Below are 25,510 nucleotides of genomic sequence, written 5' to 3'. Positions count from 1 at the left end.
GGATCACAGCCCGGTGATGAACTAGAGGGTCCGACGGCCAAATACCGCAACACGTTGAGGGTGGACTTCGACGATCATCCCTGGAAACACCGGCAACTGGCTAATGCTGTTCCGGTGCTGGGTGGGCAACGGGTAGGCCGTCACCTCGACATTTTCCTCGACGATGTTGTAGGCGTGGAGAACCGCTTCGACCGACCACGAATGCGGCACGGACATCGCGTACTCTTCCCAGCGTCCGTGTCCATCGGCGATGCGGACCAACACGCGGGTCAGGCGCGACGTCAGAATCCCCGCAACATCGAGTCGGCCCTGGGCAACGGCCGCCCAGGCTCCGCGATCGACAATGAAAATCTCGATCTTCCGCAAGGAAGGTTTGGCACGTTCCGGTGACTGCGCAAGGAAGTCCCGAATGCCTGCCAGTTGGGCGGCGAGGCGGTAAACGGGTGAATCATTGACGCCGCCGCCCGCGCCAAGCACTCCCATGACGACTTCACGCCTCTTGCCTTTGGCCTCGATATGTCGAAGGGCCGACGCCGTCGCCTTTGAGACGATCTCCAGGCTCCGGACGCCCGACGAATTTCCTTGGGAGTCACGGGCACCGACAAACAGGACCGCCGAATTGCGAGCTCGCGAGGCCGGCTCGAAAAGCCAGCCTTCGTTGCGTGTTTTGGAACCGATCGGGATCGGATCGACGTCGTCGTTCCACAAATCCGGGTGCTCGTCGTGATAATTTCGAACCATCGGCCCGTACTCCGGCAGTGGCGGGGCACTGCTGTTGTCGAGGCCCACGTTCAGCACGACACAGGCTCCTGGCGATGGCGCCGGGAGTCGAGAAAACGACAATGTCACTGTCGCCTTCGTGGCCTGCTTCCTGGCGACCGAGTAGACCAGCGAGGAGAGTACGTGGCTCGACGCCTCCTTCGCGCCGGAGAGGTTCTGCCCCTCTCGATGGATGCGATTCAAAGCACCCGGCAAATCGGTGTGGGACTCGCCATACACGATCGGCGTTATCCCGAGCCGGACAGCGAGAAACTCTGGATCCGCCTTCTCGAGATCCTTCGCGGTAAAGAGCGCGTAGTGAGGCATCGCACTCGGACCCAGGCTGAAAAGCGACTCAGCGATCAAGTTGACGAAGTAACTCTCCGTGAGGCCACTGCCGACGAAAAGCAACGACCGGCGACGGAACACCTCGGAGAACGCCCGCCGGAACACATTGCTGCCGTTGATCGCCTGCTGATACTGCTGATGGCCGATGACGATCTCGTTCAGCAGCGCATCGGCCATCTCGGTAGCCGGAGACGAGGTTTGTCGAGGTGCAACCCCCGCCACGTGGCCTTGAATGTACCAGATGGTCGGTGGCTGGATCAGATCCAGCCCGCGCACCACCTGCGTGCAATCATGCGGTGATCGTCCCATGATTTGAACGCCTCGTCCTCGATTGCTCGGGGCAGCGGGGAGGAGATCGTCGTAGTTCGAAGTGATGATGAGAGGCCAGTATCCGCGGGCAAGTGCCGTGGCCTGTGGCGGCAGCTCCTTGCTGCCTGGCGACCGCAATGCCTCGCAAAGAATGTCCTGCTGTTCATCCGGCTGTCGAAGCCTGAGCCAGGTCGCCAGCCGATCCGCAACTCTGTTCAGCAGTTCAGGATTTGGGGTCGGTCCGGGTTTCAGATCCTTCAGGATCTCCGGACCTGCGCGGAGCGATTGAGCGAGTGATGCAATGAATGCCGACCAACCCCGGCAGTAGGGCATGCTGATGCCCGAGCCGACGAATGGTACCAATCGCCCGGCGTCATAAGCAGTATGAAGGCTGGAAATGACCTCGTCGAGTGGCCTCACCACCTCGCATGTTTTCTGCGCCAACTGTATCCCCCGCGACGGGGAAGCTCTTCGCTACCCCTCGTCAGAGGTTCCCAAACCGAAAGATAAAGGCAAGAGAAATGATCGCATGGGTAGTGTGGCGGTCACTCACTCGGCGATGACGGCGCAGGCGATCCGGTCGCCGGCATTGCCGGTCGGGTCGGTCTTGTAGTCGTCGACGCCGGCATGGACGATGATCGCCGAGCCGTCGGCGTCGAACACCGAATTGGGCTGGCCCTTGACCAGCGAGATCGCGGGATTGGCGATCTCGACCACCAGCTCGCCGCTGGCCGGGACATAGAGGTTGGGCATATCGCCGGCATGCGGGCCGTCGGCCGCCGCCATGCCGTGCTTCTTGGCGCCCGGGTTGAAGTGCCCACCGGCGCTGGCGAAGGGCGGCTCGCACTTGCCGACGGCATGGACATGGAACGCATGCTCGCCGGCGGGAATGCCCTTCAGCGACAGCTTGAGCAGCACGCCGTGCGGCGTCTGGGTCAGGTTGACGGTGCCGACATCCTTGCCGCTGGCGTCCTTGAGGGACGCCTTTGCAGTCTGGGCGTAGGCGGAAAACGAGGCCGCGCAGGCAATGCCCAGCACCGCGAAGAATCGGCTGAAATGCATTGTTCCTCCCGTAGAGTATGCTGGCAGCCTAGTCGAAAGCGTCGCGCCGCGCGACAGAGCGTCCGAACAGGGAGAGTGGATCATGAGCCCGTCCGACATCGGTTACACGCCCATCCTGCCGGAAGGCTGGCAGCGCCCGCGCGGCTTCTCGCATGGCGTCGTCGCCAACGGCACCAGGAGCGTGCGCATCGCCGGCCAGATCGGGCGCGAGCCCGGGCAGGCGCACATCCCGGCAGGCACCGATGCCGGCGTGCAATGGCGCGTGGCCCTCACCAATCTCGTCACCGTCCTGAAATCGGCCGGCGGGCAGCCGACGCATCTGGTGGCGCTGCGCGCCTATGTCACCAGCATCGCAGAGTTCAACGAGGCGGGTCCGGCGATCGGCGCGGCCTGGGGCAGCACGCTCGGGCGTCATTTTCCGGCCATGACGCTGGTGCAGGTCTCGGCCCTGATCGACCCCAATGCCAAGGTCGAGATCGAGGGAGAAGCGATCCTGCCCTGAAAAGGTTGCAACTTGTCCGTGGGGGGTCGGCGTTATTGGTCTCATAGCCGCGACCAAGAAGGACAAGCGTAAATGTCACCACTGGATCCGTTTCTGGCCCACAGCCGGATCGCCTACCTCACCATGGAGATCGCGCTGGACCCGCTGATCCGCACCTACGCGGGCGGGCTCGGCGTGCTGGCGGGCGACACCGCCCGTTCCTGCGCCGATCTGCGATTGCCCATCGTGTTCGTCACTTTGGCGAGCCGCCAGGGTTACCTGCGCCAGGAACTGGGCCCCGACGGCATCCAGATCGACCATCCCGATCCGTGGGACCTCGAGGGCCGCACCATCCCGCTCGATGCCGCAGTCGCCGTGCGCATCGAGGGGCGCTCGGTGTGGATCCGCCCGTGGCTGCACATCCACACCTCGTCGCTGGGCGGCGCGGTGCCGACGATCTTCCTCGACACGCACCTCGCGGCCAACGAGCCCGAGGACCGCGTCATCACCGACCGGCTCTATGGCGGCGATTCGACGCTGCGGCTGAAGCAGGAGGTGATCCTGGGCGTCGGCGGCGAGCGCATCCTGCGCGCGCTGGGTTTCGAGATCGAGACCTATCACCTGAACGAGGGCCATGCCGCCCTGCTGCCGCTCGCCCTGCTGCGCCGCTATCCGCGCAATTCGGTGCGGCCGTCGGAGGGACCGTTGTCCTACGACCTCGACCCGGTGCGCGAATGCTGCGTGTTCACCACCCACACGCCGGTCGAGGCCGGGCACGACCGCTTCCCCTACGAGCTGGTGAAGCAGGTGATGGGCGAGTTCTTCGAACTCGACCAGCTTCGCCATCTCGCCGGGCGCGACGTGCTCAACATGACGCGGCTGGCGCTCAATCTCAGCGACTGGGTCAACGGCGTCGCGGTGCGCCACGCCGAGACGACGCGCAAGATGTTCCCGGGCTATCGCATCCACGCCATCACCAACGGCGTGCATGCGCCGACCTGGACCCATCCGCGGTTCGGCGAGCTGTTCCAGCAGGTGGCGCCGGAATGGACGCACGATCACGACATGCTGATCCGCGCCGACCGACTGCCCGACGACAAGGTCTGGGCGGCGCACGAGGAGGCGAAGGCGGCGCTGATCGACGAGACGCGGCGGCGCGTCGGCATCAGCCTGCGCAGCGACCAGCCGATCCTCGCCTTCGCCCGCCGCATGACCGGCTACAAGCGGCCCGACCTGCTGTTCAGCGACCTCGAGCGGCTGCGCGCCATCGCGGCCAAGCATCCGTTCCAGATCGTGATGGCCGGCAAGGCCCATCCCCACGACCGCGACGGCAAGGCGATGATCAAGCTGATCCATGCCCATGCCCGCGCGCTCGCCAAGCACGTGCCGATTGCCTTCCTGCCAGCCTACGACATGAACGTCGCCAAGCTGCTGGTCTCGGGCGCCGACGTCTGGCTCAACACGCCGGTGCCGCCGATGGAGGCCTCGGGCACCAGCGGCATGAAGGCGGCGCTGAACGGCCTGCCCAACCTGTCGGTGCTCGACGGCTGGTGGTCGGAGGCGTGCGAGGAAGGCGTCACCGGCTGGTCGATCGGCGACGACGGCAGCCCCGCCGCCGATCACGCCACCAATCTCTACGACAAGCTCGAGACCGCGGTGCTGCCGACCTGGTACAACGACCGGCCGCGCTGGATCTGGCTGATGAAACAGTGCATCGCCCGTATCGGCAGCCGCTTCCACAGCCAGCGCATGATGCGCCGCTACGCCGCCGAGGCCTATCTACGCTGAGCGACGGCCGGCGATGTGCCAGACCTCGGTGTAGCCCGCGCCCTTGACCATGATCGGGAGCTGCGGCCGGCAATCGAACTCGTCCTTGATCAGCTCGAAGGTGCCGCGGGTGATCTGGATGGTACCGCTCTGGCCGTGCGATTCCATGCGGCTGGCGAGGTTCACCGCCTCGCCCCACAGGTCGTAGATGAACTTCTTGCGGCCGATCACGCCGGCCACCACCGGCCCCGAGTTGATGCCGATACGGAAGGCGAGCCGCCGGCCGCCGAAGGTCCGCGAGTCGATCGCCGCCTGCATGTCGAGGGCGAGGCTGGCGAGCGCGCTGGCATGGTCAGGCCGCTCCACCGGCACGCCCGCGGCAACCATGTAGCAGTCGCCGATGGTCTTGATCTTCTCGACGCCGTAGCGGTCGACCAGGCCGTCGAAGCAGTGGAAGACCTCGTTCAGCAGCTCGACCAGGCGGAGCGGCGTCATCGCCGCCGCCATCGGCGTGAAGTTCACAACGTCGGCGAACAGGATGCTGGCCGCCGGATGATGCGTGGCGATGGTGCGCTGCTCGCGCTTCAGCGTCTCCGAGACGTCCCTGGGCAGGATGTTGAGCAGCAGGCTCTCCGACCGCTCCTGGAAGAAATTGCGCTGGCGGACGAAGTAGTAGAGCAGGCCGAAGATGATGCTGGTCACCGCCCCGATGTTGAGCACGAAGAACCAGGTGACGAACGCTTCGGGCAGGCCCGGCGGCGCGAGCCAGGGCTGCAGCAGCGCGCCGGCGACCAGCAGGACGAGGAAGCCGACGATCCACAGCATGGTCTGCCGCAGCTCCTCGAGCAGCAGCGAGCAGAGCGGACAGAGCGTGGCCCAGATGATCACCATGCTCGACGGGCCGAAGCCGCCCAGCGCCAGCATCACCAGCCAGGGCAGCAGCAGGATGATCAGGAGCTGGCTGAAGCGGTAGAGACCGATGTTGCGCGTCCAGGCGAACAGCGCGGTGTTGAGCGGCGTGAACAGCGTGTAGAAGGCCGGGATGGCGGCCGCCAGCGGCACGCCGGCGACGAAGTAGATGGCGCTCCACAGCGCGGTGAGCGGCAGCGTGCCGACGCACAGGGCGACCGCCACCTGCTTCTGCAGCGCCGTCTCCGGACTGTCGCGCGGATCGGCCCCGACCTGCCCCGCCCAGTCGAGCAGGGTGCCGGCGGCGCGCGACAGGCCGGCTTGTTTCATTCCAGGACCTTGGGCGTGCGATAGAGCGGAAAGCCGTTGAACGGCGTCGAACGGTCGTGGTCGGGCACTTCGTAGAAGTTGGACTTGGCGTTGTTGTGCAGACCGCCGTCGACGCGCAGCGAGATGCCGGTGACGTAGGCCGCCGCCGGGCTCAGCAGATAGACGATGGCGCCGGCGATCTCCGATTCGGTGCCGTGGCGCTTCAGCGGCACCTTGCCTTTCACGTTGCGCAGCACGTCGTGCGCGCGCTCGGGATAGCGGTCGAGGCCGGACGAGGCGATGAAGCCCGGGATCACCGAGTTCACCCGCACGCCCGAATGGGCCCATTCGACTGAAGCGGTCAGGGTGATGTTGGCCTGGCCCGCACGCGCCGCGCCGTTGTGGCCCATGCCGGGCATGCCGAGCTCGAAATCGGCGCCGACATTGACGATCGCGCCGCCGTTGGCCTCCATCCAGCGCAGGTAGACTTCCTTGGACATCAGGAAGGTCGCGGTCATGTTGTTGCGGATCACCGCGTTCCAGCCGTTGAGCGAGATGTCCTTGAGCGGCGCTGGGAACTGGCCGCCGGCATTGTTGACCAGCCCGTCGATCCGGCCGCCCCACTCCAGCACGCCGTCGACCGCCGCCTTCACCTCGGCTTCCTCGCGCAGGTCGGCGGCGAAGGTGAAGGTGTCGGGGTCGCCCAGCTCCTCCTTCACCTGCGCGAGCTTCTCGGGCGTGCGCCCGACCAGGGCGAGACGCGCGCCCAGTGCCTTGAGCTCGTGCGCGGTGCAGCGGCCAATGCCGGATCCGCCGCCGGTGACGACGATGGTCTGCCTAGCGAACAGGCCGGGCTTGAAGATGGAGTTGTAGGTCATCGGAGGAAGGATATCAGGTCAGGCCACAGCCATCGAACGGCCAGGGCGAGCACGATCGCCCAGACGAGCAGGATCGCCGCCGCGCCGGCGTAGCTCGGCGACAGGGCCCGGCGCTCCGCTTCGGCACGGAACTCGGCCATCAGGCCGGGCGGGATCAGCCGGACCACCAGCAGGATGCCGAGCGGCACGATGATCAGGTCGTCGAGATAGCCCAGGACCGGGATGACGTCGGGAATGAGATCGATGGGGCTCAGCGCATAGGCGGCGGCAGCGGCGGCGATCAGCTTGGCGAGCCAGGGGACGCGCGGGTCGTGGGCGGCGATCCAGATCGCCACGACGTCGCGCTTGACTGCGCGCGCCCACTGCCGGACGCGCGCCAGCATCGCTACTCGACCTTGATGTTGGCGGCCTTCACGACCTCGGCCCACTCGGCCATCTCGGCGCGCAGGAAGGTCGCGAGCTCGGCCGGCGTCGAGCCGATCGCCTCGGCGCCGAGATCGGCGAACTTCGCCCTGATGTCGTCCATGCGCATGACCCTGGCGACCTCGGCATGCAGGCGTTCGAGCACCGCAGGCGGCGTGCCGGTGAGCGCGAGCAGCGCGTTCCATTCGGAGATCTCGCAATCCTCGACGCCGGCTTCGGCCAGGGTCGGCACGTCGGGCGCGGCGGGCGAGCGCTGCGGGCTGGTGACGGCGAGCGACCGCACGCGGCCGGCGCGGGCCTGCGGCAGCGCCGCCGACATGTTGCCGAAGTAGAACGGCACGTGGCCCGCGGCGACGTCGGCCACAGCCGGGCCGCCGCCCTTGTAGGGCACGTGGCCGATATCGGTGCCGGTGCGCAGCTTGAACAGCTCGGCGGCGAGGTGCTGGGCGCTGCCGTTGCCCGACGAGGCGTAGAACAGCTTGCCCGGCTGCGCCTTGGCCATCGCCACCAGCTCGGCGACGGTCTTGGCCGGATGCGACGGCGTGATCACCATCAGCTCGGGCACCGTCACCAGCAGCGAGATCGGCGCGAAGTCGTCCGGCGTCCGGAACGGCATCTTGGGCAGCAGCGACGGGTTCACCGCGTGGGCGAAGGCGCCGATCAGCAAGGTGTGGCCGTCGGGGGGCTGCCTTCGCCACCGCGTCGTCGCCGATCACGCCGCCGGCGCCGGGCCGGTTGTCGATCACGACGGTCTCGCCGAAGGCGTCCTGCAGCTTGGGCGCGATCAGGCGCGCCGTGGTGTCGGCGGCGTGATCGGCGAATAGGGCACGACCAGCTTGATCGGCCTGCTCGGGAAGCTCTGGGCCCGGACGTATTGCGAAGCGATGTGCGGCGCGGCGAGCGACAGCGTCGCGCCCAGCAAAAGGCCGCGACGGGACGGCAGGGTCTCCATGGAACGCCTCACGCAAGTCGAACGATACGCCTGCCGAGCTCGCGCTGCAGCCAGCGCATCAGGGCGAGCCCGAGCTGCAGGGGCACGCCGAACAGCACGATGCCGACGGCGAACACCATCAGCCGGTCGCCCAGGGTCGGCAACAGGGCGGCCTCTCGCACCATCACCGAGATGCCCTCGGGCACGCCGATCGCGGCGGCGGCGCCCGACGCCATCACGATCACGAAGAAGGCGCGGGTGATGTTGGGCAGGAAGAGCAGCGCCCCGAGATGGGAGCCGCGATCCCACTGGCGCAGCGCCTCGACGCCGGCGTCGGCGGTGTAGGCGGCGGCGTACGGCACCAGCGACACCGCCACGGTCATCATGCCGGACATCTGGAGCTTGACGCCGAACACGGTGACGTCGCGCAGCACGTTGAACAGGAAGAACATCACCACGAAGGTCGGCGCCGCGCGCATCAGCGAGATCACGACGGCGGAGACGGCGATGGCGAGCCGCCCGCCGTAGAAGCGCATCGCCGCGAACGGCGCGCCGACCACCAGCCCGAGCAGCAGCGCGATGATCGAGATCTCGAAGTTGGTCACCATGCCGGTGAGCAGCGCCGGCACGTACTCGGCCCAGATGTCGGAGAGCTTCATGCCGGCACCTGCCGGCCTTCGAGCCAGGCGCGCAGCCAGCCGCAGGCCCAGACGACGATCATGACCACGACGGTGTAGAAAATCAGGACGATGCAGTAGATCGTCGCGCGGCCGCTCGAGAACGAGCTGACGTCGGTCAGCGCGCCCAGGAGTTCCGGCGCGCCGATGAAGCTCGCGGCCGGCGTGCCCTTGGCGGCGTTGATCAGGAAGGCCACGATCGAGGTCGCCGACCGGCGGAGCGCGTGCACGAACAGGGTCATGCCCTTCTCGCCGCCCTCGTGGTGCAGGCTGATCACCGCCTCCGACACGGCCTGGCCGGCATTGCTGCCGTTGGTCAGGCCGAGCGCCAGGATCGACGCGCCGAGCGCCACGGCTGCCGAATAGGGCAGCAGCGCATGGGCGAAGGCCGCGGCGATCACCAGGGTCAGCACGATCGGCGACGACTGCAGCGTCATGGTGACCAGCCAGGCGAGCCGGCGCAGCGGTTTGAAGTCGGAGCCCAGCGAGAAGCCGAAGAGGATCGAGAAGGCGAAGGTCGCGACCAGCGCGCCCGCGATCAGGATCAGCGAGTTGGCGACGCCATTGAGGAACAGCGAGTAGGCCGACTGTGTCTTGAGCATCGGCAGGGTGATGTCGATGCCCAGCCGCTTCTCGACCCAGTCCTCGAACGCCGTGACCGAGGCGGCGAACGGCGTCGGCTTGAGCTCGAGGTTGAGCGCCGGCAGGACGCAGGCGTCGTTGCCGCTGCCGTCGGCGGTGTTGCAGTCGGGCCGCTGCCAGATGCGCTGCTGGTCCTCGAGGAAGACCGTGCGGATGCGGTGCTTGAGGGCGATCTGCAGGAACGTGCCGTCGCGATGGTAGATCTGGCTCAACAGGTCGAGCGCGCGGGCGAGCTTGTCGCTGCCGGTCTTCGTCACGCCCATGCCCCATGGCACCTGGGCGAAGCCGAACTTCGGCTCGAAGCGCTCGGCGAAGGCCCGATCGGTGAAATAGAAGGCGAAGAAGCTGTCGTCCTGCGCGGCGAGCGTGCAGGTCTCGTCCTTCAGCCGGTCCGGCAGCACGCCCGCCTCGTCGAACAGCATGAGGCGGGTATTGTGCGAGACCATCTGGGCGTTCGACACGTTGCCCACGGTGACGCAGATCGTGCGGGTGGCGAGGTCGTTCCAGTCGCCGATCCGGAGCGCCTTGGGTCCGACCACTACCGTCTCCGACTGGTAGTAGTGCGGCCGGATGAAGCGGAGCTGGCCGTCGCGCTGCGTCGTGTGTCCCATGGTCGCGAGGATCAGGTCGATGCGATCCTCGCCGAGCAGCGGGATGCGCGTGGCGGCATTGACGCGCACGAAGTCCGTTTCGACGCCGAAGCGCTCGGCGAGCGCGCGGGCGATGTCGGGCTCGAAGCCGACATGGATGCCGCCTTCGCGCACGCCGAACAGCGGATAGTAATCGCGCACGCCGACCCGCAGGCGCTTGCCGCACAGGATCTTCTCGAGCCGGTCGGACGGCTGGGCGCATTGCTGCCGCGCTTCGGTGAGCAGCGCCTCCAGCGCCTCGTCCGGCGTCTCGGCGCGCGCCGCAGCCAGCGGCGCCAGCAGCGCCGCAACAGCCAGCAGCAGGCGCGCCAGGACCCGCAGCCTCATGCCGGCGCGCCGAGCTCGACGATGTGGATCTCGCCGAAGGTGTACGGGCCGAAGCTGTGGAGCGACTGCCCTTTCGCCGCCTGCACGATGCTCGGCGTCATCAGCGCGAGCTTCTCCTCCGGCACGTAGACCAGGATCGAGAGGCGCACATCGAACGACAGGCCGTTCGCGTGAGCCGCCTCGCGCGACTGGTCGAGACCGATGTAGGAGTTGTGGGTCATCAGCGCCCGCCCGCCGGGCACGAGGTGCGTCCGCAGGGCGGCGATGAAGGCGTCGACCAGCAGCCGTCCGTCGTAACCGCCGGCGCTCCAGTTGGGCGGGCGGCCCGAGATCGGCACCTGCGGATGGGGCGAGTTCGGCAGGTTGGCGACGATCAGGTCGAAGCGCCGCCCGGCCACCGGCAGCCACATGTCGCCGAGATGGAACTCCGCATTATCGTGGCCGAGGTCGGCGAGAAGATTGATGCCGGCCTCGATGGCCTCCTGCTCGATGTCGATGCCGCAGACCGAGGCGGCGCCGAGCGAGCCGAGAACGGCGAGCACCACGCCGCTGCCCGAGCCGATCTCGAGCACGTTCCTGCCCCGGACCCTGTCCGGCTCGTCCCGCAGCGCCTGGATCAGCGCCGACGTGTATTCGCTGGGGCGCAGCGCCTTTATGGGGCCACGCAACACCATCTCAGATCCGTCGTTCATCCCCCTCCCCGTCGGCCCTCCCCGCTCATCCCGCCGTCAGGCGTTCTATCATGACCTGCGCCACCGGATCGTCCGGAAACTCGCAGAGCACCGCGCGATAACCCGCCATCGCGCAGGCATTGTCGCGCTGCAACAGGGCGGCGTGCGCGACCCGCGTCAGCTCGGCCAGCCGCAGCGCCTGCGGGCTCGGCTCGAGCTCCGGTCCGGCGCCGTACGCCCCCAGCAACTCGTAGATCGGCACCAGACCGCGGCGACCCTTGACCGTCACTTCGGCGATCGGCCGCACGCAGAGGAACTCGCCGGCCTCGCGGAAGGTGGCGTGGCTGATGCAAATGGTGGTGCGGAACTCCTTGTTCACACCCTCCAGCCGCGCTGCGACGTTCACGCCGTCGCCCAGCACGGTGTAGCTCATGCGCTCGCGCGAGCCGATGTTGCCGACCAGCACGGCGTCGCAATGGATGCCGATGCGCACGCGCAGCGGCTCGGCGCCCTCGGCCTCCCATTGCGCGTTCAGCTCGTCCATGCCGCGCTGGACACGCAGCGCCGCGACGCAGGCGCGGAAGGCATGGTCCTCGAGCAGCGCCGGCGCGCCCCAGAACGCCATGACGCCGTCGCCCATGAACTTGTCGATCGTGCCGTGCTCCTGGTTGATCGAGCGGATCACCAGGTCGAGGTGCTGCGATACGCGCTTCAGCAGCAGCTGGGTCGGGATGCGCTCCGACAGGCTGGAGAAATCCTGCAGGTCGGAGAACAGCACGGTGAGGAAGCGGCTGTGGCCGCCGAGCTGGGTCTTGGCGTCGGTCGTCAGCAGCTCCTTGACCAGGCCGACCGGCACGAACGAGGCGAACGACTTCACCGCCGAGTCGAGCGTGTCGATGGCGCGCGCCAGCACGTCGATCTCGCGCACCTTGGAGCGCACCAGCGGCAGGGGCTCGCCGCCGTTCAGCTCCTGGATCTGCGTGACCTTGGCGGCCAGCCGCTCGAGCGGCGCCGACAGCATGCCCGACAGGAAGTAGATGACGGTGAGCGCGAGCGCCGTCGCGCCGATGCCGACCGCGAGCAGCAGCCGGTTGTTCTTGTCGTAGGCGCCGGTGAAGTCGGACACCGGCGTGACGATGAAGAGCTGCCAGCGCTTGCCGAAATCGGGCGGCAGGGTCGAGAGGCTCGCGAAATACTCGCGCCCACCATAGGTGAAGCCGTAGAGGTTGCCGCCGCCGTTGCGCGGATGAGCGCCGTAGGCGAGCGCCGGCAGCTCGTTCTGGAGATCGCTGATGTGGCGCAGGTCGACCTTGCCCTTGTCGGCGGTGTAGGTCTTGGAGAGATCGGACGCAGCCAGCACGCGGCCGTCCTGGTCGAGCACGTAGCTCAGCGTGTTGGGGCTGACCTTGTGCTCGGCGATGTATTCCGACAGGCCGTCGAGCGTGATGTCGATGGCGACCACGCCCCTCACCTCGCCCTCCTTGGTGAACGGCTGGGCGACGGTGAAGCCGATCAGGCCGAGCGTGGCGAAGACGTCGGGATCGGTGATGTAGAGCCCGTTCGCCTCGACCGTCGCGCGGTACCACATGCGGTTGCGCGGATCGTAGGAGGTCGGCGCCTCCTGCTTGCCGAGGCCGCGGCCCTGGGCGTCGAGGAAGACGTTGTGGTCGACCGCGCTGCCGCCGCTGGGATACTCCAGCCAATGGTAGGAGAACCGCGTGCCGGCCGGCACCTGCTTGCCGAACAGCGCCGCCTCGGGCGAGAGGCGGCGGGCCTGGCGGAACTGGCCGTCATTCAGGCCGACATAGGCGGAGACGATCCTCGGGCTGTGCTGCAGGATCGTCTCGAAATACTTCATCGAGCCGTTGTCGGTGTAGAACTCGCTCTGCTGGTCACCGAGCGACGCGGCGACGCGGACCATCGATTTGATCGGGTCGAAGATCTCGCGGACGCTGTCGATCGCCTCCAGCCGGAAGCGCTCGACCAGCTCCTGGCCCTTGACCCGGGCGATGCGGTCGCTGGCGACGTAATTGACGACGATGATGACGGCGAGCACCGGGACGGTCAGCAGGCCGAACAGCGTCAGGATGCTCGGCTTCAGCCGCAGACTTGGCCTGAAAGTTTGGGTCATCCGACCGTCGCTGCTCCCCAGCCGGCATGGTACAGCAGGCGTGAATCAGGCGTCCAGCGGCGGTCGCCGGGAGTGCCAATCGGTCGCTTGCTGGAAGGCATAGCCGGCGGCGAGGATTCCGGCCTCGTCGAAAGCCTTTGATACAATCTGGAAGCCCACCGGCACGCCGTCCGCGGTCATGCCGCCCGGCAGGGTGAGGGTCGGATGGCCGCTCATGTCGAACGGCGCGGTGAACCGCAACCGTGCGGCGACGGCGTCAGGGTCGCGCCCGGCCGCCGCCAGCCCCTGCAGCGACCAGGTCGCCTTGGGCATCACCGGCATCAGCAGCAGGTCGACCGAGGCGAGCAGCTTGTTGAGCGCGCCGGTGATCGCCATGCGGCGGACCTGCCGATGCGCCATCTCCAGGCCCGACAGCCGGCGGCCGGCATCGATCAGGCCGGCCAGCACCGGGCCGTACTCGGCGGCGCGCGATGGGTAGGTCTTGTCGTGCGCGATGGCGCATTCGACGGCGCACAGCGGCACCCAGTCGCGCGCCGAGTCGTCGAACCCGGCCGGCAGGGCGACGTCGAGCAGGGTCGCGCCGGCCTTGGCGAACGCTTGCGCGGCGCCATCGAGCGCGCGCCGTCCATCCGCGTCGAGATCGGTCAGCTTGACCGGCAGACCGATGCGCTTGCCGGCGACACCCTCGGCGATGGTCGCGACATAGTCGGGCACCGGCAGCGGCGCGGCCGTCGGGTCGCGCTCGTCGGCGCCGGCGATCGCGCCCAGCACGATCGCGCAGTCGAGCGCGCTGCGGCACATCGGGCCGATATGATCGAGCGAATCGGCGAGCGGGAAGACGCCGGCGCGACTCACCCTGCCCCAGGTCGGCTTCAGGCCGGTGAGCCCGTTCATCGTGCTGGGGAAGCGGATCGAGCCGCCGGTGTCGGAGCCGAGCGAGGCGAAGCACAAGCCGGCCGCGGTGGCGACGCCGGAGCCCGACGACGACGCGCCGGTCCAGTAGTTGGCGTTCCACGGATTGACCGGCGGCACGACGCTCGGGTGATGCGCGCCGAACGCGCCCTCGGTCATCTGCAGCTTGCCCAGGATCACCGCGCCCTTGGCACGCAGCCGCGCCACTACCGTGGCGTCCTGCGCCGGCAGGTAGGTGCGATGGATCAGCATGCCGGCGGCGGTCGCCACGCCCGCGGTCTCGCACAGATCCTTCACCGCGATCGGCACGCCGTGCAGCGGGCCGCGCGAGCTGCCGGCCGCGGTCTCGGCATCGCGCGCCGCCGCCTCGGTCAGCGCGTGGTCGGGCGTCAGGGTAGCGTAGCTCTTGAGCTCGGGATCGAGGCGGTCGATGCGCTCGAGCAACGCGCGGGTGGCATCGACGGAGGAGAGCTGGCGGGCCTTGAGACGCTTGGCGACCTCGTCGAGGCCGAGATAGTGCAGATCGGCGGACATGCGGCCATGTTGACTTGGCCGTGTTGACTTGGCGAGGCTGACTTGGCGAGACCGCAAAAGAAAGCGGCGGCATGGCCGAGCCATACCGCCGTTCATTCGAGATGCCCGAATTTTGTTAGTCGGCTGACTTGAGATTGACAGCCGCCGAGCGTCCGCGTTCGGTCGCGATCTCGTAGCTGATCTTCTGGCCCTCGTTCAGGCCGTTCATGCCTGAGCGCTCCACGGCGCTGATGTGAACGAAGACGTCCTTGCCGCCTTCCTGCGGTTGAATGAAACCGAATCCCTTGGTGGCGTTGAACCACTTCACAGTACCAGTTGGCATCTTGACCGTCTCCTTAGACTAGTACGAGCAACAACGCCAACGGCGGTGCGCTCGCTGCATCGACCGCGACAACTCTCGGAATTTTGGGAAGGCAGGGGGCTGGGCCGCCGAGGCCGGGCCAAGTTCGCAAGTCGTAGGGCCGCACCGGGGTACAACGTCCGGCGCGGTCCAAGGTTGCAGACGATTCGCAACTACATGGTCGCACCGATCTTCCAGGGCTCGAATTCGTCGTCGCCGATGCCGAGGGCCTCGGACTTGGTCTTCTGGCCGGAGGCTGTTTTCACAATCAGTTCAAAGATCTTGCGGCCGCTTTCCTGGATCGTCTCCTCGCCGTCGACGATCGCGCCGCAGTTGATGTCCATGTCGTCGGTCATGCGGCGGTAGAGGGCGCTGTTCGTGGCGAGCTTGAGCGACGGGATCGGTTTGCAGCCGAACACCGAGCCGCGGCCGGTGGTGAAGCACAGGACGTTGGCGCCACCCGCGACCTGGCCGGTCGCCGATACCGGGTCGTAGCCCGGCGAATCCATGTAGACGAAGCCCTTGGCGGTGATCGGCTGGGCGTATTCGTAGACATCGACCAGGTTGGTCGTGCCGCCCTTCGCAACTGCACCCAAGGACTTCTCGAGGATGGTCGTCAGGCCGCCCGCCTTGTTGCCGGGCGACGGATTGTTGTTCATCTCACCGCCAGTGCGGGCGCAGTGGTCCTCCCACCACTTGATGCGCGTGACGATCTTCTCGCCGACCTCGCGGCTCACCGCGCGGCGCGTCAGCAGGTGCTCGGCGCCATAGATCTCCGGCGTCTCCGACAGCACGGCCGTGCCGCCGTGGCGGACCAGCAGGTCGACCGCGGCGCCCAGCGCCGGATTGGCCGAGATGCCCGAGTAGCCGTCCGAGCCGCCGCATTGCAGCGCGAGGATCAGGTCGCTCACCGGCAGCGGCTCGCGCTTCACGTTGTTGGCTTCGGGCAGCAGCTCCTTCAGGAAACCGACGGCGCGCATCACGGTCTTCGACACGCCGCCCTCGTCCTGGATCGCCATCGGGATCAGCTTGGGGCCTTCCTTCAAGCCCTCGGCATCCATCAGGCCGGAAATCTGGTTGGTCTCGCAGCCCAGCCCCAGCACCACCACGGCCGCCATGTTGGGATGGCGCGTGTAGCCCGCGAGCGTGCGGCGCAGCACGTCCATCTCCAGGCCCGACGCCGCCATGCCGCAGCCGCCGCCGTGGGTGAGCGGCACCACGCCATCGATGTTGGGATACTCGGCCAGCAACGGCTCGAGCTTGGCGGCGATCATGCGGCTGGTCGCGGCCGAGCAGTTCACCGTGGTGACGATGCCGATGTAGTTGCGCGTGGCGCTGCGGCCGTCGGCGCGGCGATAGCCCATGAAGGTCGCCGGCGGATTGACGAAGTCGGTCGGATGGGCGTCGGCGCAGAACGCATAGTCGCGCTCGAAGTCGCCCATGACGCAGTTGTGGGTGTGGATGTGCGTGCCGGGCGCGAGGTCATCGGTCGCGAAGCCAATGATCTGGTTGTACTTGCGCAGCGGCTCGCCGTTCTTCACGGCGCGGGTCAGGATCTTGTGGCCCGGCGGCACGCGGGTGAGCGCCGCGACGTCGCCCTCGACCTTGGTGTTGGGCAGGATGTCCATGCGCGCCACGACGACGTTGTCGTTGGGATGCAGACGGATGGTGAGCGGTGCGGGCATTGTCCTGTTTCCTTCCCTTGCCCGCGCAGTCTAGCACACCGAGGACGCGCAAAAAGAAAGCGGGACGCCCGCGGCGCCCCGCTTCCCTTACGCGACTATTCGATTAGCGGCGATACGGGTTGTCCGGCCGACGGTCGTACGTGTTGGGGACGCCATCGTGATCGCGGTCACCCCACGCCTGGTTACGCTCGGCGCAATCGGGGATGCCGTTGCGGTCCCAGCGGCCGGCCACATGGTGCCAGCCGTTCGGGCCGTGCTCCCAGCGGTCGTTGGTCCAGCGGTAGCCCGGACGCTCCGCCATCCAGCGGCCCGACGTCCAGGCGTAGCGGCCGCCGTCATAGCGATAGTAGCCCGGCGCCCAGACGTAGCCGGCGCGCGGCGCCGGGATCACCTCGTAGATCGGCGCCGGGGGCGGCGTGCCGATCTGGATGGTGAGGCTCTGCGCGGCCGCCGGCGCCATTATCGCCGGAGCGATCAGCGCCGACATGGACACGGCGGCGGCAGCCAGAACGGTAAGCAGAGGACGTTTCATCATGACTTACCTCCTTGAGGAGCCTCTTGAGAGGGGGGTAGGGCGGTCTTGAGGTTCCGCTTCGTGCAGGGAATTACGCGGCGCCCCCCCAAGGCGTGCCCTGCCGAAAAAGGTATTTGCGCCGTGGCCGTGCCCAGATTCCGCCACGCTCAGAGGGGCAGAAGCAGAACGATCACACCGGCCACACTGACCGCGATGCCGAGCAGGCCCATGAGCGGCAGCCGCTCGCGCAGTATCAGCAGACTCAGTACGACGGCAATCAGCGGGAACAGCGCCACCAGCGGCGCGACCAGCGCGATCGAGCCCAAGCCCAGCGCGGCATAAAGAAGGAAGGTCGCCGCGCCGTTGAACACGCCGACGAGCGTGAACCACATCACGCCGCGGCGGTCCGCCGGCCCGACCCGCCAGGCGCGCCGGCCGGCGATCACCAGGATCATGAAGGTCGAGGTCGTATAGCCGATCGCCGCGGCCGCCATCGGCTCATGCCACAGCGCGAGCGCCGTCTTGATCGCGGGTTGGATCGCACCGCGGATCAGCGCCGCCGAGAGCGGCAGCGCCAGCACCCACATCGGCCATTGCCGTCCGCCGGTGCCGCCCCGCAGCGCGAGCAATGCAACGCCCATCACCACCAGCGCGAGGCCTGCAAGTTGCCCCGCGCCGGGCCGCTCGCCGAGGAACAGGATCGCGCCCAGCACCGCGAAGGCCGGCGCGACATTGCCGACCGCCGAGGCCACCGCCGGGCCCAGCGCCTCGTTGGAGCGCACCGACAGCATCGACACGGCGACCGGAAAAATCAGCCCGACGCCCGCGAAGATCAGCGCGGCCTCGAGGTTCAACTGGCGGAAATCGACGAAGATGACCGCGAAAATCCACGCCAATACCGCCGAGCCGCCGATGCTGTAGATCGGTGAGCGCCACGACGGCACGGTGCGCAGGCCAAATTGGATGAGGACCTGCCCCCAAGCAAAACAGGCCGCCGCGGCCAGCGCGAGGGCTGCCGCGCTCATGGGAATCTGCTATTTCCGCCCGCTTCCGAGACCGAGGACGAAATGGACACGCTCACCTACTGGAACGGCACGTGGCATGAGGGCAACCCCGCGATCCTGGGCCCGCGCGATCACGCCTTCTGGCTGGGCTCGATGGTATTCGACGGCGGCCGCGCCTTCGAGGGCTGCGGTCCCGATCTCGACCTCCATGCGGAACGAGTCGTGCGCTCGGCCAAGGCGCTGGGCCTGAAGCCGACCCGGACGGCGAAGGAGATCCTCGAGCTGATGCACGAGGGCGTGCGCCGCTTCGGCCCCAAGGCCGAGCTCTATGTGCGGCCGATGTTCTGGGCGACCAAGGGCGGCGCGGGCCCGATCTCGGTCGATCCGGAGTCGACGCAGTTCCTGCTCTGCGTCTATCACTCGCCGATGCGCGCCGGCACGCCGCTGACGCTCGGCCTCTGCCGCACCATCCGCCGGCCGACGCCGGAGAGCGCGCCGACCATGGCGAAGGCGTCGTGCCTCTATCCCAACTCCTCGCGCGGCGTCGCCGAGATGCTGGAGCGCGGCTTCAACAACGGCGTGGTGCTCGATTCGGCGGGCAACGTGGCGGAGACCTGCAGCTCCAACATCTTCCTCGCCAAGGACGGCGTGGTGGCGACGCCGGTGCCCAACGGCAGCTTCCTCGCCGGCATCACGCGCAACCGCACGGTCAGCCTGCTGCGCAACGCCGGCTTCCGCGTCGACGAGCGCACGGTGTCGACCGCCGACCTCGACGATGCCGACGAGCTCTTCACCACCGGCAATGCCGGCAAGGTCCAGCCGGTCAGCCGCTACGAAAGCCGCGACCTGCAACCCGGCCCGATCGCCCGCCAGGCGCACGAGCTTTACATGACCTGGTCGCGCACCCAGCGGGTAGTCTGATGCCCGAGGGACCGACCGTGACCCTGTGGCGTCCGGTCGGACCAAGGAGCTGGCGCTGATCGAGCAGAGCGGCATGCGCGCGTTTCCGCCGCGCCTGCCGGAGCAGCCGATCTTCTATCCAGTGACGACCGAAGCCTACGCCATCAAGATCGCGCGCGACTGGAACGTGCCGGCGAGCGGCTCGGGCTTTGTCACGCGCTTCGAGGTCCGCAAGGAATTCCTCGATCGCTACCAGGTCCAGACTGCCGGTGGCCGCCTGTACCAGGAATATTGGATCCCGGCCGAGGAGCTTTCGGCCTTCAATGCCGCCATCGTCGGCGAGATCGAGGTGACGGCGAGCTTTCCTTAGCGGTGGAGCGACTTCAGCGCCACCTCGGGAGCGGCCGCAACGATCATCAGCAGAGCGGCGGCGGGACCGGTCGGCGTGCAGCGCTGTTGCTCCCAGTTCTGGAGCGTCCTGACGCTGACCCTCATCAATCGCGCAAATTCACTCTGTGACAGGCCGATTCGCTCCCTCACGCCCTTAGCGTCGGGCGGAGCGACACGGAACTGACGCGATGGACGCACCTTGCCCTTCGAAATGGCAGCCGCCTCCTTGAGGCTCGTCACCAGCTCGGCGAACAGCTTCTTGTCCATCTCACAGCTCCTTCACCAACTTTCTCAGCATCGCAGTCTCCGCGTCCGTGAGCGTGTCTTTGCGCGCCTTGGGATAGGCCAGCAGCATCAGGACTTGGCCGTTCTGCTTGACCCAATAGTAGATCACGCGAATGCCGCCACTCTTGCCGCGTCCCTGTACCGACCACCGCAACTTCCGAATGCCGCCACCACCGCGGACAAGATCGCCTCTTTCCGGATCGATCGCGAGGAAGGCCTGGAGCGTTGCGTATTCGTTGTCGGATAGCAGCGCCACGATCTGACGCGTGAAAGTCGCGGTCTCGATGAACAGCACGCCAGATACTATACGCTAAGAGCGTATAGTTCAAATCGGAACCGAACCGAAGACCACGCGTTTGCCGAAAGATGCGCATCCAGGTCGTCCACTGCCATCCGCTGACCTCGAGCTACGACCACGCCCTGTACCAGGCGATCGTCGAGACGCTGCGCCGAAACGGGCATGACGTCGTCGCGACCGACCTCTATCGCGAGGGCTTCCAGCCGGCGATGACCGAGCGCGAGCGGCAGACCTACATGCAGGAGGACTACGACCGCAGCGCGGTTGCCGGCTACTGCGAGACGCTGAAGTCGGTCGAGGGCCTGATCCTGTGCTTTCCGCACTGGTGGTTCTCGATGCCGGCCATGCTCAAGGGCTGGGTCGACCGCGTCTGGGCGCCGGGCATCGCCTTCGACTACGACCCGAAGGACAGGCACCTGACCCCGGCGCTGCACAACATCAAGCTGTTCGGCGTGGTGACCTGCTACGGCTCGCCGTGGTGGATCGTCACCCTGTTTGCCGGCAATGCCGGCAAGAAGGTGCTGATGCGCGGGATGAAGCCGCTCTGCGCCAGGGACGTCAGCACTTTCTATATGGCGCACTACGACATGGACCATTCGACCGATGCCAGCCGCCACGCCTTTTTGGAGAGGGTGCGGCGCCGTGTGGCGCATATCTAGATTCGGCCACAAGTTCGACACACCCGCGCGCCCCTTTCCCGTCTCAATGTGACTCGTACAGCTCCCATGAGAGGGGCTGCCCCTCTAGTCAGCCCAAAGGGAAAGAGAAAATGCGCAACTTCGTCGTCTTCGCCGCTATCCTCCTCACCGCCACCGCCTGCGGCGATACCTGGGGCCAGCGCGCCGTCACTGGCGGCGGCATCGGTGCAGGCTCGGGCGCGGTGATCGGCGCCGTGACCGGCATGGGCCCGCTGACCGGCGCCCTGATCGGCGGCGCGGTCGGCGCCGGCGCCGGCGCTGCGACGACGCCGCGGCGTTGAACTAGCGTCTGCAGCGTTCGGTCACCATCCTTCTCGTCGCTCTCGCCGCCGCGGCGCCGGCCTTCGCGGTCGACCCGCCGTCGACCGCGGCGGCAACCAACCCAGCCGCGCCCTCGACCGACGGGTTCCGTTCGCCAACGACGTGCTGCCGACGCTGCGCTCCCATCTCGACCACGTGAAGAAGCTGTAGGCCTCGGCCAGCAAGGGCTGACCCCTGTCATCCCGAGGCCGAAGGCCGAGGGATCTTTCGGATTCTGGAAAGATCCCTCGCTTGCGCTCGGGATGACAGATTTACCAGGTCTCCTTCCACGGCCGCAGGTCCATCTCGAAGGTCCAGGCGCTGCGCGGCTGGCGGTGGAGCTGCCAGTAGGTCTCGGCGATGTGGTCGGGGTTGAGGATGGCGTCAGGCCCGGCGTTGTAGCGCTCGGGGAAATTGGCCTTGATCCATTCGGTGTCGATCGCGCCGTCGATGATGACGTGCGCGACATGGATGTTCTGCGGCCCCAGCTCGCGCGCCATCGACTGCGCCAGCGCCCGCACCGCATGCTTGCCGCCGGCGAAGGCCGAGAAGCCGCGGCCGCCACGCACCGAGGCGGTGGCACCGGTGAACAGCATGGTGCCCTGCCCGCGCGGCACCATGACCTTGGCCGCCTCGCGCGCGGTCAGGAAGCCCGCGAAGGCGGTCATCTCCCAGACCTTGCGATAAACGCGGGCCGTGGTGTCGCGGATGTCGAAGCGGACATTGCCGCCAATGTTGAAGACGAAAACCTCGATACAGCCGATCTCGGTCTCGATCTCCCGGAACAGCTTCGTCACCTGCTCCTCGTCACGCGCGTCGGAGCCGAAGGGGTGGACCTTGCCGCCCGCGCTGGTGATCTCGGCCACCAGATGCTGCAGCTTGTCGACATGGCGGCGCGTGACCACGGCGGTGTAGCCCTCGCGCGCGAAGCGACGGGCGATCGCACCGCCCGTCGCATCCCCTGCGCCGATCACGACGCAGACCTTGTCTTTCGGCATCGACGGTCTCCTTCGCCCGCACTGTGGGCGGGCGAAGGAGACCGCTCAAAGGAGATTAAGTCATGGCTGCCCGAGTGACGCCGGCGCGCAGCTCGTTCGTGGTCAGGCCCTTGCCGTCGGGCCGCCAACCCGGCGGGCCGAACAGGAACATCCAGGCCTCGCCGAGCGAGCGAGCGCCCGCGAGGTCCTTGGCCAGGCCGATCCACGGGTCGACATTGATGCGCAGCGGATTGTAGGTGGTGACCGGCGTCACCAGCCCGTATTGGCACGGCGCGTCGTCACGCTCGGCGATGTAGGTGCCGAAGAGCCGGTCGAACACGATCAGCACGCCGCCATAGTTGGCGTCGAGGTACTCGGGATTGCGCGCGTGGTGGACGCGATGGGCCGACGGGGTGTTCAGCACGACCTCCAGCCAGCCGAGCTTCGGGATCCAGTCGGCATGGATCCAGAACTGGTAGAGCAGGTTGAGCTGCAACGCGACCAGCACGGTCGTCGGCTCGAAGCCCAGGAACGCGAGCGGCGCGAAGAAGAGGTTGGCGGCGGTGAACTTGCCCAGCCAGCCCAGCCGGTAGGCGGCCGACAGGGTGAAGCGGTTGGGCGAGTGATGCACCGAATGGGCGTTCCAGAACCAGCGCACGGTGTGGCTGGCGCGATGGAACCAGTAGTAGACGAACTCAAGGCCGATGAAGAGCAGCAGCACGCCGCCGACCGTGTCGACCGACAGCGTGAACAGGCGATGGTCGTAGAACCAGAAGAACACCGGCGCGGCCAGGCCGAACGGCGCGAAGGCGAGCAGCTTGCGCACCGCGACATCGCCGAGCGACGTCGCCCACTCCTTCCAGTCGTAGCCTTCGACGCGCGTGCGGCTCTGCCACAGGCCCTCGATCAGGGCGGTGCCCAGCACCAGTGGAAACAGCACCATGTAGAGCTTGGCGAGGGAATCCATGGAGGCCTCCATAACGCTTGCGTCCGACGAATATATGAGTATTACTCATATTCTCGTACTCGCTTTCGGACGAGCGGAGGCAGCGTGGCGATGCATTCCCAAGCTGTTGGAATCAAAAGACGAATCCCCCGGCAAGGCCGCGCCGAGGAGACCGTGGCGGCGATCCTCGAGGCCTCGGCTCAGCTTTTGGAGGCGGGCGGGCTGGCGGCTTTCACGACCAACGCCGTGGCCGAGCGCGCGGGCGTCAGCATCGGCACGCTCTACCAGTACTTCGCCGACAAGCAGGCGCTCTTGCGCGCCATCGCCGAGCGCGAACTGAAGACCACGCTCGCGGCGGTCGCGACGGCATTGCGCGGCGATCCGCAGGCCTCGGTCGAGGCGCGCGTGCGGGCGACGGTGCGCGCGATCATCAACGCCTTCGCCGGCCGCCAGCGCGCCCGCAAGGCGATCGTGCAGGCAGTGCTGCTGCAAGGCAATGCGATGGAGATGCTGGCGCCGATGACCGCTTTCATGGCGACGCAAACCGGCGCTCCGCACGGTTTCGCCCGGCTCGGACCCGAGCAGCGCTTCGTGCTGTCGCGCGCGCTGATCGGTGCCATCCGCGCCGCGGTGCTGGAGGAGCAGCCGTTCTTCAAGAGCAGGAGCTTCGAGGACGAGCTGGTGCGGCTGGTGATGGCCTATCTCGACGCAATCTGACCCGGCGCCATCGGACAGTCATCGATCGCCGCTAGCCTGACCTCCTTCGCAGGAGGAAGCGATGTTGTTGTCCCGCCGCCTCGCGCTCGGCGTCGCCGGCGCCGCCGCCTTGCCCCGCTTCGCGATCGGCCAGGCCGACAACCGCCCGAGCCTCACCATCGCGGTCCAGAGGATCACCACCTCCAACACGCTCGAGCCGATGCGCGAGCAGTCCAATGTCGGGCAGCGCATCTTCTACACCTTCGCCGAGACCCTGACCGACCATGCCTGGACCGGCGACCTGTCGCTCAAGCCCGGCCTCGCCGAGAGCTTCAGGCGCATCGACGACCGCACGCTGGAACTCAAGCTCCGCCAGAACGTCCGCTTCCACAACGGCGACCGCATGACCGCCGAGGACGTGGCCTTCAGCTTCGGGCCGGAGCGCATGTGGACCGGCAGCCCGGTCGACACGCGCGGCATGTGGACCAACACCGCGCCCGGCCTGACCGGCAAGGTGCCGCCGCCCGAGGCGCCGAAGATCGCGATGGCCGCCTACCCCGCCTTCGAGCGCATGGAGATCGTCGACAGCTACACCGTGCGCTTCGTCAACAAGGTGCCCGACGCGACGCTGGAGGGCCGGCTGACCCGCAATACCGGCGTGGTCTTCTCGCAGCGCGGCTTTGCCGAGGCGCCGACCTGGCTCGACTGGGCGCGCAAGCCGGTCGGCACCGGGCCCTATCGTATCGTCGAGTACAAGCCGGACGTCGAGCTGGTCATGGAGGCGTTCGACGCGTACTGGGGCAGCCGGCCGCCGATCAAGCGGCTGCGCTTCGTCGAGGTGCCCGAGGTCGCGGCGCGGGTGAACGGCCTGCGCGCCGGCGATTTCGACTTCGCCTGCGACATGCCGCCGGACCAGATCGCCTCGATCGAGTCCAATCCGAAGCTGGAGGTGGTCGGCGGGCCGATCATGAACATCCGCCTCACCATCTTCGACAAGCACCATCCGGTGCTGAAGGATGCACGGGTGCGGCAGGCGATGACCCATGCGGTCGACCGCCAGGCGATCGTCGATGCGCTGTGGGCCGGCCGCACCAAGGTGCCGAAGGGCCTGCAGTGGGATTTCTTCGGGCCGATGCTGCTCGCCGACTGGGCGCCGCCGGCCTACGACCCGTCGCTGGCGCGCCGGCTGCTCAAGGAGGCGGGCTACGACGGTGCGCCTGTGCCCTACCAGATGCTGAACAACTACTACACCAACCAGGTGCAGACAGCGCAGGTCATGGTCGAGCAGTGGAAGACGGTCGGCCTCAACGTCGCGATCGAGATGAAGGAGAACTGGGGCCAGATCCTCGGGCGCTTCCCCGGCCGCGGCATCTGCGAGAACTCGAACTCGTCATGGTTCAACGATCCGGTGGCCTCGCTCTCGGCCTACACGCCGGGCGGCCAGACCTGGGAGGCCGGCCAGTGGGAGAACGACGAGATGCCCAAGCTGATGGCGGCACTGCAGGACAGCACCGACATCGGCAAGCGCCGCGACACCTTCCGGCGCATGTTGATCGTCACCGAGCGCGAGGATCCCGTCTACAACGTGATCCACCAGAACGCGACCTTCACCGCCAAGCGCCGCGACTACAAATGGCGTCCGGCCCAGTCGTTCGTGGTCGATTTCCGCGCATCCAATTGGGGCTGACCATGGATCCCTCGCTACGCTCGGGATGACACGGTTTTTTGTCATCCCGAGCGCAGCGAGGGATCTATTC

At 67.3% G+C, this 25,510-nt stretch carries 27 protein-coding genes and 1 pseudogene; 8 read left to right on the top strand and 20 right to left on the bottom strand.

Annotation, left to right across the window (positions count from 1 at the left end; all coding sequences use genetic code 11):
- Positions 1–21: 21 nt before the first annotated feature.
- Both J0J01_RS04560 and J0J01_RS04555 read right to left on the bottom strand, forming a co-directional pair.
- Entirely contained in the window at positions 22–1,860 is a 1,839-nt protein-coding gene (locus tag J0J01_RS04560; RefSeq protein ID WP_296379025.1) for an SIR2 family protein, read from the bottom strand.
- Between the two features lie 105 nt (positions 1,861–1,965).
- Positions 1,966–2,478 carry a superoxide dismutase family protein gene (locus J0J01_RS04555; RefSeq protein WP_296379024.1) on the bottom strand — a complete coding sequence of 171 codons (513 nt, stop codon included), beginning with the start codon at positions 2,476–2,478 and terminating at the stop codon, positions 1,966–1,968.
- An 82-nt stretch (positions 2,479–2,560) separates the two neighbouring features.
- On the opposite strand from J0J01_RS04555, the gene J0J01_RS04550 reads away from it, so the two are divergent.
- Positions 2,561–2,980, top strand: a complete 420-nt coding sequence (locus J0J01_RS04550) for a RidA family protein (RefSeq protein WP_296379023.1) — start codon at positions 2,561–2,563, stop codon at positions 2,978–2,980.
- A gap of 72 nt (positions 2,981–3,052) precedes the next feature.
- Positions 3,053–4,747: an alpha-glucan family phosphorylase gene (gene glgP / locus J0J01_RS04545; RefSeq protein ID WP_296379022.1), complete on the top strand. Its 1,695-nt coding sequence runs from the start codon at positions 3,053–3,055 to the stop codon at positions 4,745–4,747.
- On the opposite strand, the gene J0J01_RS04540 is transcribed toward glgP, so the two are convergent.
- The 14 genes and pseudogenes from J0J01_RS04540 to J0J01_RS04475 form a co-directional block, all read right to left on the bottom strand.
- Positions 4,739–5,965, bottom strand: coding sequence for an adenylate/guanylate cyclase domain-containing protein (locus tag J0J01_RS04540; protein ID WP_296379021.1), 1,227 nt, complete (start codon positions 5,963–5,965; stop codon positions 4,739–4,741). The genes glgP and J0J01_RS04540 overlap by 9 nt on opposite strands.
- The gene (locus J0J01_RS04535) at positions 5,962–6,822 is read right to left on the bottom strand and encodes an SDR family oxidoreductase (protein ID WP_296379020.1); all 861 of its coding nucleotides are present in this window, start codon (positions 6,820–6,822) and stop codon (positions 5,962–5,964) included. Before J0J01_RS04535 ends, J0J01_RS04540 begins: the two co-directional genes overlap by 4 nt.
- Complete coding sequence (locus tag J0J01_RS04530) at positions 6,819–7,205, bottom strand: DUF1232 domain-containing protein (RefSeq protein WP_296379019.1); 387 nt, start codon at positions 7,203–7,205, stop codon at positions 6,819–6,821. Before J0J01_RS04530 ends, J0J01_RS04535 begins: the two co-directional genes overlap by 4 nt.
- A gap of 2 nt (positions 7,206–7,207) precedes the next feature.
- Positions 7,208–7,927, bottom strand: a pseudogene (locus J0J01_RS04525) (tripartite tricarboxylate transporter substrate-binding protein); the annotation flags it as partial.
- 102 nt (positions 7,928–8,029) lie between these two features.
- Positions 8,030–8,209 (bottom strand): hypothetical protein, encoded by a 180-nt coding sequence (locus J0J01_RS04520; RefSeq protein ID WP_296379018.1) that lies wholly within the window; start codon positions 8,207–8,209, stop codon positions 8,030–8,032.
- Positions 8,206–8,835 carry an ABC transporter permease subunit gene (locus J0J01_RS04515; RefSeq protein ID WP_296379017.1) on the bottom strand — a complete coding sequence of 210 codons (630 nt, stop codon included), beginning with the start codon at positions 8,833–8,835 and terminating at the stop codon, positions 8,206–8,208. Before J0J01_RS04515 ends, J0J01_RS04520 begins: the two co-directional genes overlap by 4 nt.
- Positions 8,832–10,472 (bottom strand): transporter substrate-binding domain-containing protein, encoded by a 1,641-nt coding sequence (locus J0J01_RS04510; RefSeq protein ID WP_296379016.1) that lies wholly within the window; start codon positions 10,470–10,472, stop codon positions 8,832–8,834. Before J0J01_RS04510 ends, J0J01_RS04515 begins: the two co-directional genes overlap by 4 nt.
- A complete protein-coding gene (locus J0J01_RS04505; protein ID WP_296379015.1) occupies positions 10,469–11,164 on the bottom strand; it encodes a methyltransferase domain-containing protein in 696 nt (231 codons plus the stop codon). The genes J0J01_RS04510 and J0J01_RS04505 overlap by 4 nt, the downstream gene beginning before the upstream one ends.
- Before the next feature lie 25 nt (positions 11,165–11,189).
- A complete protein-coding gene (locus J0J01_RS04500) occupies positions 11,190–13,274 on the bottom strand; it encodes an adenylate/guanylate cyclase domain-containing protein (protein WP_296379014.1) in 2,085 nt (694 codons plus the stop codon).
- Positions 13,275–13,319: 45 nt separating this feature from the next.
- Positions 13,320–14,720 (bottom strand): amidase, encoded by a 1,401-nt coding sequence (locus J0J01_RS04495; RefSeq protein ID WP_296379013.1) that lies wholly within the window; start codon positions 14,718–14,720, stop codon positions 13,320–13,322.
- A gap of 115 nt (positions 14,721–14,835) precedes the next feature.
- Positions 14,836–15,042 (bottom strand): cold-shock protein, encoded by a 207-nt coding sequence (locus J0J01_RS04490; protein ID WP_296379011.1) that lies wholly within the window; start codon positions 15,040–15,042, stop codon positions 14,836–14,838.
- A gap of 191 nt (positions 15,043–15,233) precedes the next feature.
- The gene (locus J0J01_RS04485) at positions 15,234–16,745 is read right to left on the bottom strand and encodes an altronate dehydratase family protein (RefSeq protein ID WP_296379010.1); all 1,512 of its coding nucleotides are present in this window, start codon (positions 16,743–16,745) and stop codon (positions 15,234–15,236) included.
- A gap of 103 nt (positions 16,746–16,848) precedes the next feature.
- Positions 16,849–17,280, bottom strand: coding sequence for a YXWGXW repeat-containing protein (locus J0J01_RS04480; RefSeq protein WP_296379009.1), 432 nt, complete (start codon positions 17,278–17,280; stop codon positions 16,849–16,851).
- 146 nt (positions 17,281–17,426) lie between these two features.
- Positions 17,427–18,284: a DMT family transporter gene (locus tag J0J01_RS04475; protein WP_296379008.1), complete on the bottom strand. Its 858-nt coding sequence runs from the start codon at positions 18,282–18,284 to the stop codon at positions 17,427–17,429.
- 42 nt (positions 18,285–18,326) lie between these two features.
- On the opposite strand from J0J01_RS04475, the gene J0J01_RS04470 reads away from it, so the two are divergent.
- Both J0J01_RS04470 and J0J01_RS04465 read left to right on the top strand, forming a co-directional pair.
- Positions 18,327–19,184 (top strand): branched-chain amino acid aminotransferase, encoded by an 858-nt coding sequence (locus tag J0J01_RS04470; protein WP_296379007.1) that lies wholly within the window; start codon positions 18,327–18,329, stop codon positions 19,182–19,184.
- Between the two features lie 25 nt (positions 19,185–19,209).
- Positions 19,210–19,533, top strand: coding sequence for a hypothetical protein (locus tag J0J01_RS04465; RefSeq protein WP_365735927.1), 324 nt, complete (start codon positions 19,210–19,212; stop codon positions 19,531–19,533).
- On the opposite strand, the gene nadS is transcribed toward J0J01_RS04465, so the two are convergent.
- Both nadS and J0J01_RS04455 read right to left on the bottom strand, forming a co-directional pair.
- Entirely contained in the window at positions 19,530–19,820 is a 291-nt protein-coding gene (nadS, locus tag J0J01_RS04460) for a NadS family protein (RefSeq protein WP_296379006.1), read from the bottom strand. The two genes, J0J01_RS04465 and nadS, sit on opposite strands and share 4 nt — an antisense overlap.
- A gap of 1 nt (position 19,821) precedes the next feature.
- The gene (locus J0J01_RS04455) at positions 19,822–20,133 is read right to left on the bottom strand and encodes a type II toxin-antitoxin system RelE/ParE family toxin (protein WP_296379005.1); all 312 of its coding nucleotides are present in this window, start codon (positions 20,131–20,133) and stop codon (positions 19,822–19,824) included.
- Positions 20,134–20,204: 71 nt separating this feature from the next.
- Between J0J01_RS04455 and J0J01_RS04450 the strand changes: the two genes are divergently transcribed.
- On the top strand, positions 20,205–20,795 hold the full coding sequence (locus tag J0J01_RS04450) for an NAD(P)H-dependent oxidoreductase (RefSeq protein WP_296379004.1): 591 nt from the start codon (positions 20,205–20,207) through the stop codon (positions 20,793–20,795).
- 110 nt (positions 20,796–20,905) lie between these two features.
- Entirely contained in the window at positions 20,906–21,115 is a 210-nt protein-coding gene (locus J0J01_RS04445) for a YMGG-like glycine zipper-containing protein (protein ID WP_296379003.1), read from the top strand.
- A gap of 291 nt (positions 21,116–21,406) precedes the next feature.
- Here J0J01_RS04445 and J0J01_RS04440 read toward each other — a convergent pair whose 3' ends face one another.
- A complete protein-coding gene (locus tag J0J01_RS04440; RefSeq protein WP_296379002.1) occupies positions 21,407–22,132 on the bottom strand; it encodes an SDR family oxidoreductase in 726 nt (241 codons plus the stop codon).
- A gap of 55 nt (positions 22,133–22,187) precedes the next feature.
- Positions 22,188–23,078: a sterol desaturase family protein gene (locus tag J0J01_RS04435; protein ID WP_296379001.1), complete on the bottom strand. Its 891-nt coding sequence runs from the start codon at positions 23,076–23,078 to the stop codon at positions 22,188–22,190.
- 153 nt (positions 23,079–23,231) lie between these two features.
- Between J0J01_RS04435 and J0J01_RS04430 the strand changes: the two genes are divergently transcribed.
- Positions 23,232–23,774, top strand: coding sequence for a TetR/AcrR family transcriptional regulator (locus tag J0J01_RS04430; protein ID WP_296379000.1), 543 nt, complete (start codon positions 23,232–23,234; stop codon positions 23,772–23,774).
- Positions 23,775–23,835: 61 nt separating this feature from the next.
- The gene (locus J0J01_RS04425; protein ID WP_296378999.1) at positions 23,836–25,440 is read left to right on the top strand and encodes an ABC transporter substrate-binding protein; all 1,605 of its coding nucleotides are present in this window, start codon (positions 23,836–23,838) and stop codon (positions 25,438–25,440) included.
- Positions 25,441–25,510: the final 70 nt, after the last annotated feature.

The sequence above is a fragment of the Reyranella sp. genome (genome assembly GCF_017305915.1).
Classification (GTDB): Bacteria; Pseudomonadota; Alphaproteobacteria; order Reyranellales; family Reyranellaceae; genus Reyranella.
Note: the sequence above shows the minus strand (reverse complement) of the source record. Positions and strands in the feature narration are given on the sequence as shown.

Coding starts and splice junctions, on each gene's coding strand:
- J0J01_RS04445 (WP_296379003.1), top strand. CDS start 20,906: ATGCGCAACTTCGTCGTCTTCGCCGCTATCCTCCTCACCGCCACCGCC.
- J0J01_RS04440 (WP_296379002.1), bottom strand. CDS start 22,132: ATGCCGAAAGACAAGGTCTGCGTCGTGATCGGCGCAGGGGATGCGACG.
- J0J01_RS04535 (WP_296379020.1), bottom strand. CDS start 6,822: ATGACCTACAACTCCATCTTCAAGCCCGGCCTGTTCGCTAGGCAGACC.
- J0J01_RS04495 (WP_296379013.1), bottom strand. CDS start 14,720: ATGTCCGCCGATCTGCACTATCTCGGCCTCGACGAGGTCGCCAAGCGT.
- J0J01_RS04470 (WP_296379007.1), top strand. CDS start 18,327: ATGGACACGCTCACCTACTGGAACGGCACGTGGCATGAGGGCAACCCC.
- J0J01_RS04510 (WP_296379016.1), bottom strand. CDS start 10,472: ATGAGGCTGCGGGTCCTGGCGCGCCTGCTGCTGGCTGTTGCGGCGCTG.
- J0J01_RS04515 (WP_296379017.1), bottom strand. CDS start 8,835: ATGAAGCTCTCCGACATCTGGGCCGAGTACGTGCCGGCGCTGCTCACC.
- J0J01_RS04485 (WP_296379010.1), bottom strand. CDS start 16,745: ATGCCCGCACCGCTCACCATCCGTCTGCATCCCAACGACAACGTCGTC.
- J0J01_RS04475 (WP_296379008.1), bottom strand. CDS start 18,284: ATGAGCGCGGCAGCCCTCGCGCTGGCCGCGGCGGCCTGTTTTGCTTGG.
- J0J01_RS04505 (WP_296379015.1), bottom strand. CDS start 11,164: ATGAACGACGGATCTGAGATGGTGTTGCGTGGCCCCATAAAGGCGCTG.
- J0J01_RS04555 (WP_296379024.1), bottom strand. CDS start 2,478: ATGCATTTCAGCCGATTCTTCGCGGTGCTGGGCATTGCCTGCGCGGCC.
- J0J01_RS04540 (WP_296379021.1), bottom strand. CDS start 5,965: ATGAAACAAGCCGGCCTGTCGCGCGCCGCCGGCACCCTGCTCGACTGG.
- J0J01_RS04450 (WP_296379004.1), top strand. CDS start 20,205: ATGCGCATCCAGGTCGTCCACTGCCATCCGCTGACCTCGAGCTACGAC.
- glgP (WP_296379022.1), top strand. CDS start 3,053: ATGTCACCACTGGATCCGTTTCTGGCCCACAGCCGGATCGCCTACCTC.
- J0J01_RS04480 (WP_296379009.1), bottom strand. CDS start 17,280: ATGATGAAACGTCCTCTGCTTACCGTTCTGGCTGCCGCCGCCGTGTCC.
- J0J01_RS04550 (WP_296379023.1), top strand. CDS start 2,561: ATGAGCCCGTCCGACATCGGTTACACGCCCATCCTGCCGGAAGGCTGG.
- nadS (WP_296379006.1), bottom strand. CDS start 19,820: ATGGACAAGAAGCTGTTCGCCGAGCTGGTGACGAGCCTCAAGGAGGCG.
- J0J01_RS04490 (WP_296379011.1), bottom strand. CDS start 15,042: ATGCCAACTGGTACTGTGAAGTGGTTCAACGCCACCAAGGGATTCGGT.
- J0J01_RS04425 (WP_296378999.1), top strand. CDS start 23,836: ATGTTGTTGTCCCGCCGCCTCGCGCTCGGCGTCGCCGGCGCCGCCGCC.
- J0J01_RS04530 (WP_296379019.1), bottom strand. CDS start 7,205: ATGCTGGCGCGCGTCCGGCAGTGGGCGCGCGCAGTCAAGCGCGACGTC.
- J0J01_RS04500 (WP_296379014.1), bottom strand. CDS start 13,274: ATGACCCAAACTTTCAGGCCAAGTCTGCGGCTGAAGCCGAGCATCCTG.
- J0J01_RS04435 (WP_296379001.1), bottom strand. CDS start 23,078: ATGGATTCCCTCGCCAAGCTCTACATGGTGCTGTTTCCACTGGTGCTG.